The sequence below is a fragment of the Klebsiella sp. DY2415 genome (assembly GCF_026314315.1).
GTDB classification, from domain to species: Bacteria; Pseudomonadota; Gammaproteobacteria; order Enterobacterales; family Enterobacteriaceae; genus Klebsiella; species Klebsiella ornithinolytica.
The window spans coordinates 748,766-762,609 of the sequence record NZ_CP111115.1 but is presented as its reverse complement, the minus strand read 5'-3'; the positions used below and the strand labels follow the sequence as shown (position 1 = coordinate 762,609).

Below are 13,844 nucleotides of genomic sequence, written 5' to 3'. Positions count from 1 at the left end.
GCTCCTTACTTCACGAAATCATCGGGAATGACGGCAATCACATCGATCTCCATCAGCCATTGCGGCTGCGCCAGCGCTGAAATCACCAGCCCCGTGGAGATCGGGAACACCCCCTTCAGCCATTTACCCACCTCCTGATACACCGGCTCACGATAACGTGGGTCAATGATATAGGTCGTGGTTTTCACGATGTGCGACAGGTCGCTTCCGGCCTCTTCCAGCAGCTGTTTGACGTTTTTCATCGCCTGCTCGGCCTGAGCCTGCGGGTCGCCCAATCCGACCAGGTTACCGGCAAAATCGGTTCCCACCTGACCGCGCACGTAGACGGTATTCCCGGCGCGAACCGCCTGGCATAAATCGTTATCCAGGCTCTGATTAGGGTAAGTCTCTTTGGTATTAAACATGCGAATACGGGTATGCGTTGGCATCTTGTTTATCCTGTTTAGTGGGCGAACGTTCAGCGCCGATCGGCGGCCTGGTACTGGCTGTACTTACGCTGAGTGGCAATATGGTCAGCAATGTGTTTTGCGTCATGCCAGACGCCCCAGATGAAGGTTGACCCCCGGCGCGACAGCCACGGCAATCCGAGAAAATAGACCCCGGGTTCGCTGGAGACGCCGCGTTGATGCTGCGGACGGCGTTGCTCATTAAAAGCATTCACGTTGAGCCAGCTGTAATCCACCGCGTAGCCGGTCGCCCAGATAATGGTGGCGATCCCCGCCTCCGCGAGATTCAGGGAGAGGATCGGCGAAGTCATGCACGGCGGATCAGGTAAAAACTCGCGGGCGGCAGGTTCTTCCGGTAGATCCAGGCCATTGGCCGCGATGTAGGCATCTGCGGCATCCAGCAGCGCCAGGTAGTTCTCATCCCCGCGACGAATGTTGTCGCACAGATCCGGCTGGAAGGTCGCCATCCCGGATTCAAAGGCTTTCGTCAGCCCGACCAGGGTGATGCCGCGATGCGCCAACTCGCGGAAGTCCACGGTGTGCCCGCCATGGGCGCCGCTGACTGCGATAGTGACATGCTCTTTGCCCGGCGCGCTGGCGGGGGCGTCCCACATGCCCAGCACCCCCAGCCACCAGCAGAAGTCCCGGTTGCGATATGCGCGCGGCGGGCGGTCATGCGCGCCGACGGATAAATAGACCCGGCGGCCGGCACGCTGAAGCTCGTCGGCAATTTGCACGCCGGAAGAGCCCGCGCCAACGACCAGCACGGCGCCCTCAGGAAGCTGCTGCGGGTTGTAGTATCGGGCGGAGTGGATTTGATGAAGGCTGCTCTCTTTTGGCGCAATCGGTGGAATAACCGGTTTTTGAAACGGCCCGGTCGCGGCAACAATACGCTGGGCTTCAATAACGCCCTCCGTGGTCTCAATGGTAAACCCCGGTCGTCCGCTGTTGCGAACCGCGCTTTTAACTTCAACGCCGGTACGCACCGGCAGATTGAAGGCCCTGACGTAATCTTCAAAGTATTCCGCCACATCGTCTTTGGGAATGAAGCTATCGGGATTCCCCCCTTTAAATTCCATCCCCGGGAAACGGTCGTGCCACGCCGGACCATTCGCCACCAGCGAGTCCCAACGCCCGCTTCGCCAGGCTTCAGCGATGCGGTTTTTCTCGATAACCAGATGTGAGATCCCCAGCTTCGTCAGATGCTCACTCATGGCAATACCGGCCTGACCCCCGCCAACAATCAACGTATCAATGTTCGTTTTTTCTACGGTCATAAATGTGTCCTTCGAATGGTGTTCAATCGCCAGGAATAAACCACTGCGCAGGACCGAGGTTAATAAACCGTAACAAGCAGGTAAATTATTATAAATTTAGAACCTGAGAATAAAATAGTGATGCAGAGCGCAGCATCTTGAATCTAATGAATAAAAGTATTATTTGCGGGAGATTAACGGCAAAAGATAATCCGGCGAGCAGCCAATTATTCATAAAAAAGAAATCGCAAGCCATCAAGCCTATAAAAAATATATTCAGAGACTCGTTTTTTTATATTTAATATCACCGTCAGAGAGTGACCCGGCCCGCAATAGTACGAGCCGTCTCTTATTCTTCGCTGAATTTACGCCACCCGCGCATCAATGTCCGCCGGGCTGAGTACCGCATGGCGACAATATTCCATAAACAGTTTAGTCGGTTTGGTCGGCTCGCTACTGCGCAGGTGCGCCATCACCAGCGTGGAGTTCGCCATCTCGTCCTGAATTTCCACGCAGCGCACCTGCTGGCCATCGTAGGTTATGTCGGAAACCGGGCGGGTTACCAGCACGGAAAAACCCAGCCCCTGGCCGACCATGCAGCGCACCATCTCAATAGACGGCGAGCTGTAGGCAACCTGAGGGTTATACCCTTTATCTTTGAAAATACTGATGAAATAGTTTCGACTTGGCACCACGTCCAACAGGACCATCGGCAGGTTATTGAGCTCGGAGAGTTTCACTGTCGCTCGCTGCGCCAGCGGATGATGTGCCGGCAGCAGAGCATAAGGCTTCTGCGGTGCATTGAGGCTTTCGGTGTGAATCGCGGTATCCAGCTCAAGATCGTAGAGAAACGCCAGATCGAAACGCCCGCGGTGCAGACCGTGCGTAATTTCATGCTGCTCACCATCGCAAATTTTGAGGGTGATATCGGGATAGATCTTTTTAAATCCGGCAATCAGCGAAGGTAAATAGAGCGGCGCCGCCGTTTCAAAACAGCCTAGTGAAATAATGCCGGAGACCAGTTCATTATCCGCTTTTGAATTTTGCTCAAACTGATACGAAAGCCGCAGCAGCTCCTTCGCCTTTTCATAAAAGCGTTGCCCGCTGGGGGTCATCGACACCCCTTGCGCGTGGTGGCGAATAAAAAACTGCTGTTCAAACATATCTTCCAGGGTTTTCACCGCAATGGAAATTGACGGCTGGGCGATATGTAACTGTCTGGAGGCTTCCGCAATACTCTCTGCTTCGACAACGGCAACAAAGTATTTGAGCTGCTTCAGGGTGAAATGGGGCATGGGACACCTTATTTTTTATTCTCAGAGAGATAAGCTAAATAGCTTTAAACGATGCTCCCCGTCGCCCGCAACCCCGCCAGCGGAAAAAGATCAACAATCCGACGCGGGTCGTATTTTTACAGAAAATTAACAGACAAAGCGCAGGAAAGCTGCGAGCCAACGACAGGCCCGCGGCCTCAGATCGCAAGGAATAAGGGTCATTCATCTTTTTTTCATTACCTGTTATTAAATCAAACAATATTTAATATATTTAAAAGACAGCAGCAGCTGTGCTCAAAAAACCGAAGCATAAAAATAATATCCTTTTAAATACAAACCATTAAAAAATAACCCGCGTGATTTTTATGAATGCCGTCACAGAAATAACCGCCCCGCGCGCCCCTGAGAATTATCCCCTCCCCGGGACTAGCTACGTTTTTTATAGAGGTTACCTAGATTTTTAGTCCTTTCTCGTCGCTGCCTCCTCCTGCATCATGAATCAATAGCAACAAATCAATAACAAACAAGCAACATATCAAGGGAGAGGCGCATGTCTGGTATGTGTGATAGAAATTTCTGGCAGGACAAACTGCGGGAGCAACGCTTTATCAGCCACGCGATCGTCGATGGTCGTCCCTACCTCGCCATCAGCCGTAAAGTCTGCCCGGCCATCAACCCGGCGACCAATAGCGTGCTCGCCGCGGTGACGGCGCTGCAAGCTGACGATATTGATATTGCAGTAAAATCATCCCGCGCCAGCTTCGCCTCCGGCGTCTGGTCCGGTCTGCCGCCGCAGGAACGTAAAACCGTGCTGCTCAGGCTCTCCGCGCTGATTCTCGAACACCGTGAAGAGCTGGCGCTGCTTGAAAGTGCGAGCATGGGGAAACCGGTCAACGATGCGCTGAATATGGATATTCCCGGCGCGGCGCACGTCATGGCCTGGTACGCCGAAAGCGTCGATAAAATTTACGCCGAGGTCGCCCCCACGCGTAAAGGGTCGCTCGCCACCCTCACTCGTGAAGCGGTCGGCGTGGTGGCGGCAATCGTACCGTGGAACTTTCCGCTCGATCTCGCCTGCTGGAAACTCGGGCCGGCGCTGGCCGCCGGGAACAGCGTGATCCTCAAACCCTCAGAAAATTCGCCTTTTTCGGCGCTGCGTCTGGGTGAACTGGCGCTCGAGGCGGGTCTCCCGCCAGGCGTACTGAACGTCGTCACCGGTCTCGGCACAGAAACGGGCGCCGCGCTTGGGCTGCATAACGATATTGATGTCATCACCTTTACCGGTTCGACCGCGGTCGGCAAGGCCTTCATGACCTACTCCGCGCAGTCAAACCTGAAACAGGTCTGGCTGGAGTGCGGCGGTAAAAGCGCCAACATCGTCTTTGCTGACTGCCAGGATCTCGACCTGGCGGCGGAGAAAGCCGCTTTCGGTATCTGTTTTAACCAGGGCGAAGTGTGCTCCGCCAACTCACGGCTGCTGGTAGAACGCGCGATTTATGCCGACTTTATCACCCGGGTACAGGCCAAAATGGAAGCCTGGGCGCCGTCTCACCCCTTTGATCCGACGGCCAAAATGGGCGCGATGGTCAGCGCAGCGCATGCGCAAAAGGTCATACGCGCGATCCGTTCGGCCCAACAGGAAGGTGCACGCGTGCTGACCGGCGGCCGTGAGGTCGAGATTGAAGGGATCGCCAACTACGTTCAGCCCACGCTGCTGGATGGGGTGAACGAAGAGATGTCGCTGTGGAAAGATGAAATTTTCGGCCCGGTGCTTGCCGCTATCCCCTTTGATGATGAACAGCAGGCCATCCAGCTGGCTAATAACCATATTTATGCCCTCGCCGCGTCGATCTGGACAGACGACCTGCACCGCGCGCACCGGGTTGCCGGACGGCTTAACGCCGGCACGGTGTCGGTCAATACCGTGGATGCGCTGGACGTCACCGTGCCGTTTGGCGGCAATAAACAGTCTGGTTTTGGTCGGGATTTGTCGCTGCATGCCTTCGACAAATTCACCACCCTTAAAACGACCTGGTTCCAGTTTCGCTAGCAGGCAACGGCCTCGCCTTGCACTGATTCCGCTTACAGGAGAGATAACATGACCTACCCTATTCACCCGACGCGATCCACTACCGAGTATCAAAGCGGGGATGCCGCACACCATATCCACGCGTTTCTCGACCAGAAAGCGCTGAACGCTGAAGGACCGCGCGTCATGGTACGCGGCGAAGGCCTGTACCTCTGGGACAATGACGGCAACAAGTATCTGGACGGTATGTCAGGACTGTGGTGTACCCAGCTGGGCTACAGCCGCCAGGATCTGGCCGATGCCGCGGCAGCGCAGTTCGCGAAGCTGCCCTATTACAATATGTTCTTCCACACCACGCACCCGACGGTGATTGAGCTGTCCGAACTGCTTTTCAGCCTGCTGCCCGGGCACTACAGCCACGCCATTTACACCAACTCCGGTTCTGAATCGAATGAAGTGCTGATCCGCACCGTGCGTCGCTACTGGCAGATACTCGGTAAACCGCAGAAAAAGGTGATGATTGGCCGCTGGAACGGCTACCACGGCTCTACCCTCGCCGCCAGCGCGCTCGGGGGCATGAAAGCTATGCACGCCATGGGGGGGATGATCCCCGACGTGGCGCATATTGATGAGCCCTACTGGTATATGCACGGCGGCAACCTGACGCCGCAGGAGTTTGGCCTGCGCTGCGCCCGCCAGCTGGAAGAGAAGATCCTCGAGCTCGGCGCGGAGAACGTCGCGGGCTTTATCGCCGAACCGTTCCAGGGCGCCGGCGGGATGATCTTCCCGCCGGAGAGCTACTGGCCGGAGATTCAGCGTATTTGTCGCCAATACGACGTGCTGCTGTGCGCCGATGAGGTGATTGGCGGCTTTGGCAGAACCGGCGAATGGTTTGCGCACCAGTATTTTGGCTTTGAACCGGATACGCTCTCCATCGCTAAAGGGCTGACCTCCGGCTATGTTCCGATGGGCGGCCTGGTGCTGAGCAAACGGATGGCCGAGGTGCTGGTTGAGAAAGGCGGCGTATTTGCCCACGGTTTGACCTATTCCGGCCACCCCGTCGCTGCGGCCGTTGCCATTGCTAACCTGAAAGCGCTGCGCGATGAAAACCGGGTCACCACCGTACGTGACGACACCGGCCCGTATCTGCAAAAAACGCTGCGTGAGGTGTTTAGCCACCACCCGATGATTGGTGAAATCCAGGGCGCAGGCCTCGTGGCCGCTCTGCAGTTCGCCGAAGATAAGTCGACCCGCAAACGCTTTGCCAATGAAAACGATCTGGCCTGGCGCTGCCGGACTATCGGCTTTGAAGAGGGGGTCATTATCCGCTCAACCCTGGGGCGTATGATTATGGCTCCCGCGCTGATTGCCAGCCACAGCGAACTGGATGAACTGGTCGAGAAGACCAAACGCGCTATCGACCGGACCGCAAAAGAGGTGGGTCTGCTATAGCTCTTTTGCCGTTAGCGAATAACCGCGCTAACGGCACCTGACCCGCTCGCCCGGAGGTAAAAGTGACCTCCGGGATGACATTCCGTTTGTGCAGCAGGTACACTACGCCCCTGTTTCCTCTCCCTGACCACGCCATGCTGAAGAAATTACCTTTTGTCATTCCGCTGCTGGCGCTCATTGCGCTGCTTGTCTGGTGGTTCACGCCCCGCTACTCCGAAGAAGAGATTGCCTGGTACCGCTCGGTTTTCTGTGTCATCGACCACCGGGATAGCCAGGCGTTTCTGCGCGATATGGAAAATATTGTCGAAGGCGGCAATGCCGATTACGCGCTGCACAAAAACCACTATATCCCGGCGCTTGGCGAACGTATGCGTCAGACCTGGCTGCAGCTCAGCCAACAAGAACAAGAGAGCATTGCTCAGGATCAGCAGCGCTGCCGCCAGCTGATGAGCGAAAAACAGCGTTAACGCTTCTTTTGAATTCACCGGCCGCACGGCAATGGCGAGGCCCTGTCCCGCAATGGTATTCTGCCCGCGCTTTTCCCTTTTAAAAATAAGGAAAACAGATCTTACCGGCGGCGATAAAAAAGAGTTGATCTGATATGCACAAGCTCTTACTTTGCTAACCAGTTTTCACACGAGATAAGACGATGCCGACAATAACAGCAAGTAGTATGCAAGAAGCGAAAGAGTTAATTCACTGCGGGAAATACAGGGAAATCGTGCTGAATTTTGATATTGATGCTGATGATTTCTTCACGCTCGCCACCTCCCAGTCCGCGACTAAAGTCACGATGATCAACAGAAACAAGCACTCACCGGTCAAAGCAGAAAAATAATAAAAAACCTCTGAGGTATTCTTTATGTGGCTATTTATTGGCACACTCGGCGTTGCATTTCTCTCTTCACTGATGCTGATTTGGCTCGATGACCGCATCGCCGAAAGCGACTAAACCAGATTAACACTCCGTGCCGCCCGGCGGCGCGGAGTTATTTATATCGCTACAGCGATTTCGCCAGACGCTCCACGGCCGTCATCAGCCCCTCTTCCGAGACCGTAGAGTAGGACAGACGCAGCGTACGGGTATCCGGATTATCGTGATAGAACGCTTCGCCAGGGACAAACACCACGCCGTTTGCCAGCGTTTTCTTCATCCATTCCATGGTATCGAACGAATAGCGGAAGTGAGCCCACAGGAACATCCCGCCTTTTGGTCGGCTGAATGCAATGTGCTCCCCGAGTCGCGACTCCAGCGCATCCGCCAGCGCCACACACTTCTTACGATAATCCTCACGGATCAGCGCGATCTGGTTATCCAGGCGATTCATCGCCAGATATTCCGCCGTGATCACCTGCGACAGCATGTTGGTATGCAGATCCGCCGCCTGCTTAACGATCACCGTCTGCTGCGCCAGCCAGTCCGGCATCACAATCCAGCCGATACGCATCCCCGGCGCAAGAATTTTGGAGAAGGTGGAGGTGTAGACCACCTGATCTTCACAGCCCAGCTCAACCGCGTGCTGATACAGCGGACGGCGAACTTCATCGGTAAAGCTGATTTCGCCATAGGGGTCATCTTCGATGATGACAAAATCATGCTGTTTCGCCAGCGCCACCAGGCGGCGACGGCGATCTTCGCTCAGGGTTTTTCCGCCGGGGTTGCCGAAGGTGGGCACCAGATAAACCGCTTTGACGCGGGTCGTTTCCAGCAGGTCGGCCAGCTGTTCGACCAGCATCCCGTTATCGTCGGTATCCACGCTGAGAATATTGGCCTGCGCCAACTGGAATACCTGCAGCGCCGCCAGGTAGGTCGGGCGCTCAACCACAATCGCATCGCCCGGATCGAGCAGCGTACGGGCTACAATATCTAACGATTGCTGAGAACCGGAGGTGATATAAACATGGCTGGCCTGGCAGTCAACGCCGCGCGCCTGACACAGTTCGCTCACGGCCTGACGCAGCGGCGGGTAGCCTTCGGTCAAACCATACTGAAATGCATCGTTGAAGCGCCCGCTCATCACCTGTTGCACAGCCAGATTCAGACCTTCGGTATCAAACAGCTCCGGAGCCGGGATCCCGCCGCCCAGAGAGATAACGCCGGGCAGTTTACTGTGCTTCAGAAGTTCGCGGACGGCGGAGGGCTTGAGTTCACCCGCGCGGACGGCGAGTCGCCTGTCGTGCATATTATTTTCCTTTTCTGTCTTGTTGTTGTCTTTGTGACTTATCGTGTTTGCAGGATTTGTTGCCCGGACAGGCCGTTTACGGCGCTGCCCGGGCTGCCGGCTACCGGCCGTCGCTGTCTTTCAGCACAATTAACGGTTCGATATCACTCTCTTTTTTGACCACCAGCGAATCATCGCCGCGCAGACAAGTACCGCCGTAGTTGCCGCCGACGGTAAACGTACATACCTGAATGTATTTACCATCCACTTTCGGCAGGCACCAGAGCTGCTGGTAAATATTTTTACGATCGACAAACTGCCCGCTGGTTTTATCCAGCACTTCGTCTTTCGGACCAATCAAATCGATGTTGTTGCCGCAGCGGCCAGAGATAGGTTTCACCGCGTAACCGGTTTTCGCCAGCTCCTCGTTGACCACAAAATCGGTATCCAGCAAATAGCGGTGGTTCGGGAACAGCGACCACAGTACCGGCAGAATGGCCTTGTTACCGGGGATCACCGTCCACAGCGGTTCGAAGACCAGCACTTCCGGACGCAGCAGTACGTCGATCAGCCGCACCTCGTTTTGTGGATGTCCGGTACGGATCGGCACGGCGGCGTACTCATCGGCGCTGACTTCACGCACCTGCTCGATGGCGGTTTCCCAGGCCCAGGTTTTCCAGACGCAGTTCACCAGACGCCCGTCGCCGTCGATCAGCTGCCCGGCGGCATCCCAGTGCAATTCATCAAGGCCAAAGAGGATCTTACTTTCAAACCCCGCCTGCGTGAGCGAGCGCTGGATGAACAGCGCGTGGTAGTTCTCCTCCAGATCCTTGTCCTGCATGATATGCACGAAAGGACGGGCGCGGCTGTGTTTCCAGGCACCCGCCAGCTCATCAAGCAGATTCTCCGCCGGGTTGTGTCCGCTGCCGTAGTAGCCCTGTTTCAACCACTGTTCGAGGATCAGCCCGCCTTCGGTATGACAAGAGGCGGAGTCGGCGTTGTATTCATAGACCTTCAGCCCGCGCTCATCCATACAGAAATCCATGCGACCGGTAATCATATGATGACGGCGTCGCTGCCACGACAGGCGCAGGCGCGGCCAGAGAATTTTAGGGATATCAAACAGCGCCAGCAGATTGTCATCTTTCATCACCTTATCGGTGGCGTGCAGGTACATCAAATGCAGCTCGTTGGTCGCTTTGATCAGCTCCTGCTCGGCGCTTTCGGTAATGGTGAAGTATTGATAGGGATCTTGATTGATGAAGTGACCGTTGGCGGCCACGTAGGCTTTCTGCAGCGAATCTTTCTCGTTCAGCCAGTTACCGCGGAACTGACCTTTATTCGGCAATCTCGCGCCCTGAATCGCCATCGCTTCACCCGGCAGCACCGGCTGCGGCAGGCTGTGCTCGGTATCGGCGGTCTGAATCATCCAGCCTAATATTTCCGTATCGGCAAAGGTATCTTTGATGGTGTAGAAACCGTCTTTCACTTCCAGCGTTAATTCGCGAGTCCATTGCTGGCCCTGCGGCAGCGGAGCGTGAATCACGTTTTGCTCGGCGATGCGAACCTTATTGCCTACCAGCTGCGTAATCACCGCAACATGGCCGGTATGCTTGAACTCACCGCCTTTCTGCCATATCAGCAGCGAGCCGGCCATCGGCGGACGGCGGGCGCCGTTTGCGAAAGCCTGCAGCGGCAGAATATTGTCATTGACCACTTCACGCAGAAAACGCAGGGAGAAGATTTCATAGGCCATGCCGACATCGGTAAAGACAAAGCCGTAGGTGAGAAACAAAAAGCGGCGCGCAAATTCAACGCACTGCCATTTGTGCCCCATATACTCATTGCCGATATAACTGCGGAACGTCGCGTCATCCGGATAGTCGCGCGGATTTAAACTGCTGTAATTCGATGAATAAATTGCTACGCCCCCCGGCGCGTAGCCCAACAATGTACCAAAAGGGGCATCACTACTTGTCGATCCTTTGCTCATTAGCCTGACCTCAAATTAATGCAGCCCGGGCAGTTGGCGGAACAAAACTCCCTCTTCTTATCCTGCCACAGGCACTTACCAGACAGAGGTGAAATGATGATACCACTCATTGGATTCAGCGATCGTGCCCGGCAGGAAAATAACCCGGCGCCTTTGGGTAAAAGTGATATCGTTATTTGTAATATCTCCCCGAAATAGTTCAGGTTGCCTTGCCGTCGACAACAGCCGGGTGATTCAGGGAATCATAACGAAGAATGAGACAACGTCAGGAGTTGATTATGAGCGCACAACCGCATCTGCAGGCTCAACCGCTGGTCTGGGGCCACGGCCCACGCACTTTTGAGGTTTTCCTTGAGCCAACCTGCCCGTTTTCCGTCCGGGCGTTCAATAAGCTCGACGAGCTACTGGACGAAGTCGGCGCGGATAATGTGACCATCAAGATTCGCCTGCAGTCGCAGCCGTGGCATCTTTTCTCCGGCGTCATCGTGCGCTGCATTCTTGCCGCCTCGACGCTTCCGCACGGCAGAGAGCAGGCGCACAGGGTGTTAAAAGCCGTCGCCGACCATCGCGAAGAGTTTGAATTTACCGACCATTGCAGCGGGCCGAATATGGAGACCACGCCGCAGCAGATAATCCAGCGCATTGAGCGCTATAGCCAGGTTCTGCTCTCGACGGCCTTCGCCCGCCCTGAGCTGCAGGCTGAAATTAAATGGCATTGCAAATACGCGCGACAGAACGGTATTCATGTCTCGCCTACCTTTATGGTCAACGGTCTGGTGCAGCCGGACCTTGGCAGCAGCGACGATATCAGCGTATGGGCCGCGCGGATTATGGCCTGAGTCCTCCTCGCCCCGGTTGCGCGACGCTGGCCGGGGCCAATAAGCCTCACACTGTTAAACCTGCTTAGTATCTCCTGCTACACTCCCTCAACGGCTCACTAAAAAGGCAGGTCCTCATGTCAGAGAATAACTACCAACCACCTAAAGTGTGGGAGTGGAAGCAAAACAACGGCGGCGCGTTCGCCAACATCAACCGTCCCGTCTCCGGCGCAACCCATGAAAAAACGCTACCGGTCGGCTCACATCCGCTGCAGCTCTACTCCCTGGGCACGCCCAACGGCCAGAAGGTGACCATCCTGCTGGAAGAGCTGCTGGCGCTCGGCGTGAGCGGCGCGGAATACGATGCCTGGCTGATTCGCATTGGTGAAGGCGATCAGTTCTCCAGCGGTTTTGTTGAGGTAAACCCCAACTCAAAAATTCCCGCACTGAGCGACCACTCCACCACCCCGCCGACGCGCGTATTTGAGTCCGGCAGCATCCTGCTGTACCTCGCTGAGAAGTTTGGTTTCTTCCTGCCTAAAGATCCCGCCGGGCGGACCGAAACCCTTAACTGGCTGTTCTGGTTACAGGGCGCAGCCCCGTTCCTCGGCGGCGGTTTTGGCCACTTCTTTAACTATGCGCCGGTGAAAATCGAGTATGCGATTGACCGCTTCACGATGGAGGCCAAACGTCAGCTCGACGTGCTGGATAAACAGCTCGCCCGCAATCGCTATGTTTCCGGGGAAGAGTACACTATCGCCGATATGGCTATCTGGCCGTGGTACGGCAATGTGGTGCTGGGTGGGGTGTATAACGCCGCGGAATTCCTTGACGCCGGCAGCTATAAAAACGTCCTGCGCTGGGCGCAGGACATCGCCAATCGTCCGGCAGTCAAACGCGGGCGTATCGTCAACCGGACCAACGGCCCGCTTAACGAGCAGCTGCATGAACGCCACAGCGCCAGCGACTTCGATACCCTGACCGAAGACAAACGCCAGGCATAACGCCTCCTCTACCGGAGGCTTCGGCCTTCGGTAGTTAACTTTCCAGCCGGTATCCCGCCATAAAGTAACGCATGGCGGTACAGGAATGCCCTTCCCTGAAGAAATCCATGACCATGTTTCTGTCCAGGCCATAGCGGCGGGTGAGGATCCCGGCCTCCCAGGCGCTAAGCTGACGATCGCCGGTTTTTTCAAACATACGCTGAGAATAACCGAGGACAAACCCACGTTTATAATCCGCGCAAAAACCGGCTGCGTTGCTGGCGCTTTCAGCCTGAGAAGCCTTCAGTCCCGCCATTAAACCTTTGCCAAAATGGTTATCCATCGCTTTCCCCCCTCAATCGTTATATACAAAATTATATAGCGATTTTTTGAGCGAGTGCCAGCGCTATTTCCGCCCTTTTTAGCCGAGATATTTGGCAAACCACGCCAGCGTTCGCTGCCAGGCGAGCTCAGCGGCGGCGCGGTCATAACGCGGCGTGGAGTCGTTGTGAAAACCGTGGTTCACCTGAGGATAGATATAGGCCTCGAACACTTTATGCTGCGCCTTCAGCGCCTGTTCATAGGCGGGCCAGCCGTCCGTGATGGGCTTATCCAGCTCCGCATAGTGCAGCAGCAGCGGCGCATGGATTTTATCGACATCCGCGATCGGCGGCTGGCGGCCATAAAACGGCACTGCGCAGGCCAGTTCCGGGATCGCCACGGCGGCAGCATTACACACACCGCCGCCGTAACAAAAACCGGTTATTCCCACTTTGCCGCTCGCCTGCGGATGTTTTTCCATAAAGGCGACGGCGGCAAAAAAGTCGTTCATCAGTTTCTGCGGATCGACTTTCTGCTGAAGCTCTCTCCCTTCGTCGTCATTGCCGGGATAGCCGCCCACCGAACTCAGGCCATCCGGTGCCAGCGCGATGTAACCGGCTTTGGCCACTCGCCGGGCGACATCTTCGATATAGGGATTCAGCCCGCGATTCTCATGCACGACGATCACCGACGCCGGTTTTACGCTTGATTTCGTCGGCACCACCAGATACCCGCGCACCTCTCCGTGCCCCTCGGGAGAAGGATAGCGAATATATTCCGCATGAATATCCGGGTCGGTAAACGAGACCTGCCCGGCAAGCGCATAGTTGGGTTTCAGCAGATTAAACAGCGCCAGGGCGGTCATGCCACCGACGGCGTACTTCCCGGCCAGTTGTAAAAACTCCCTCTTGCTGATTTTGCCGTGCGCGTAATAGTCGTAGTACTCCAGCAGCTCTTGCGGAAAATCTTTCGCCGTCAGTCGCGTCATCATCTCTTCTCCGGAAATTAACCCCCTTTAAGCAAAGCATAAGCGCGCGGCGACGCCAGCAATCTTACGCATTGTGATCCAGCAAACGCTGCCGGCGTGCCATACCAGTTAAAATGGAAACG

At 55.6% G+C, this 13,844-nt stretch carries 14 protein-coding genes; 6 read left to right on the top strand and 8 right to left on the bottom strand.

Annotated elements, in window-relative coordinates:
• Positions 1-5: 5 nt before the first annotated feature.
• The 3 genes from OQV00_RS03650 to OQV00_RS03640 form a co-directional block, all read right to left on the bottom strand.
• Complete coding sequence (locus tag OQV00_RS03650) at positions 6-428, bottom strand: RidA family protein (protein WP_004867660.1); 423 nt, start codon at positions 426-428, stop codon at positions 6-8.
• A gap of 29 nt (positions 429-457) precedes the next feature.
• Positions 458-1,723, bottom strand: coding sequence for a flavin-containing monooxygenase (locus OQV00_RS03645; RefSeq protein WP_004867662.1), 1,266 nt, complete (start codon positions 1,721-1,723; stop codon positions 458-460).
• 344 nt (positions 1,724-2,067) lie between these two features.
• Entirely contained in the window at positions 2,068-2,997 is a 930-nt protein-coding gene (locus tag OQV00_RS03640) for a LysR family transcriptional regulator (protein WP_266279852.1), read from the bottom strand.
• A 538-nt stretch (positions 2,998-3,535) separates the two neighbouring features.
• Between OQV00_RS03640 and OQV00_RS03635 the strand changes: the two genes are divergently transcribed.
• The 4 genes from OQV00_RS03635 (at position 3,536) to OQV00_RS03620 (ending at position 7,295) form a co-directional block, all read left to right on the top strand.
• The gene (locus OQV00_RS03635; protein WP_015585712.1) at positions 3,536-5,026 is read left to right on the top strand and encodes an aldehyde dehydrogenase; all 1,491 of its coding nucleotides are present in this window, start codon (positions 3,536-3,538) and stop codon (positions 5,024-5,026) included.
• A 48-nt stretch (positions 5,027-5,074) separates the two neighbouring features.
• The gene (locus OQV00_RS03630; protein WP_004867669.1) at positions 5,075-6,457 is read left to right on the top strand and encodes an aspartate aminotransferase family protein; all 1,383 of its coding nucleotides are present in this window, start codon (positions 5,075-5,077) and stop codon (positions 6,455-6,457) included.
• Positions 6,458-6,591: 134 nt separating this feature from the next.
• Complete coding sequence (locus tag OQV00_RS03625) at positions 6,592-6,924, top strand: hypothetical protein (protein WP_004867671.1); 333 nt, start codon at positions 6,592-6,594, stop codon at positions 6,922-6,924.
• A 182-nt stretch (positions 6,925-7,106) separates the two neighbouring features.
• Positions 7,107-7,295: a hypothetical protein gene (locus OQV00_RS03620; protein WP_004867674.1), complete on the top strand. Its 189-nt coding sequence runs from the start codon at positions 7,107-7,109 to the stop codon at positions 7,293-7,295.
• A gap of 163 nt (positions 7,296-7,458) precedes the next feature.
• Here OQV00_RS03620 and OQV00_RS03615 read toward each other — a convergent pair whose 3' ends face one another.
• From OQV00_RS03615 to OQV00_RS27070, 3 genes are all read right to left on the bottom strand, one after another.
• Positions 7,459-8,640 carry an aminotransferase-like domain-containing protein gene (locus OQV00_RS03615; protein WP_015585711.1) on the bottom strand — a complete coding sequence of 394 codons (1,182 nt, stop codon included), beginning with the start codon at positions 8,638-8,640 and terminating at the stop codon, positions 7,459-7,461.
• Positions 8,641-8,740: 100 nt separating this feature from the next.
• Positions 8,741-10,612: a bifunctional glutathionylspermidine amidase/synthase gene (gene gss / locus OQV00_RS03610; RefSeq protein WP_004867682.1), complete on the bottom strand. Its 1,872-nt coding sequence runs from the start codon at positions 10,610-10,612 to the stop codon at positions 8,741-8,743.
• A gap of 75 nt (positions 10,613-10,687) precedes the next feature.
• Positions 10,688-10,795 carry a hypothetical protein gene (locus tag OQV00_RS27070; RefSeq protein ID WP_308411950.1) on the bottom strand — a complete coding sequence of 36 codons (108 nt, stop codon included), beginning with the start codon at positions 10,793-10,795 and terminating at the stop codon, positions 10,688-10,690.
• 95 nt (positions 10,796-10,890) lie between these two features.
• Between OQV00_RS27070 and OQV00_RS03605 the strand changes: the two genes are divergently transcribed.
• Together OQV00_RS03605 and yghU are read left to right on the top strand one after the other, a co-directional pair.
• The gene (locus tag OQV00_RS03605) at positions 10,891-11,451 is read left to right on the top strand and encodes a DsbA family protein (protein ID WP_004867687.1); all 561 of its coding nucleotides are present in this window, start codon (positions 10,891-10,893) and stop codon (positions 11,449-11,451) included.
• A 116-nt stretch (positions 11,452-11,567) separates the two neighbouring features.
• Positions 11,568-12,434, top strand: a complete 867-nt coding sequence (yghU, locus tag OQV00_RS03600) for a glutathione-dependent disulfide-bond oxidoreductase (RefSeq protein WP_004867689.1) — start codon at positions 11,568-11,570, stop codon at positions 12,432-12,434.
• 34 nt (positions 12,435-12,468) lie between these two features.
• Here the strand turns inward: yghU and OQV00_RS03595 are convergent, their stop codons facing one another.
• Together OQV00_RS03595 and yghX are read right to left on the bottom strand one after the other, a co-directional pair.
• Positions 12,469-12,756, bottom strand: a complete 288-nt coding sequence (locus OQV00_RS03595) for a DUF2623 family protein (protein WP_004867692.1) — start codon at positions 12,754-12,756, stop codon at positions 12,469-12,471.
• 78 nt (positions 12,757-12,834) lie between these two features.
• A complete protein-coding gene (yghX, locus tag OQV00_RS03590) occupies positions 12,835-13,722 on the bottom strand; it encodes a YghX family hydrolase (RefSeq protein ID WP_032718300.1) in 888 nt (295 codons plus the stop codon).
• Between the last annotated feature and the right edge of the window lie 122 nt (positions 13,723-13,844).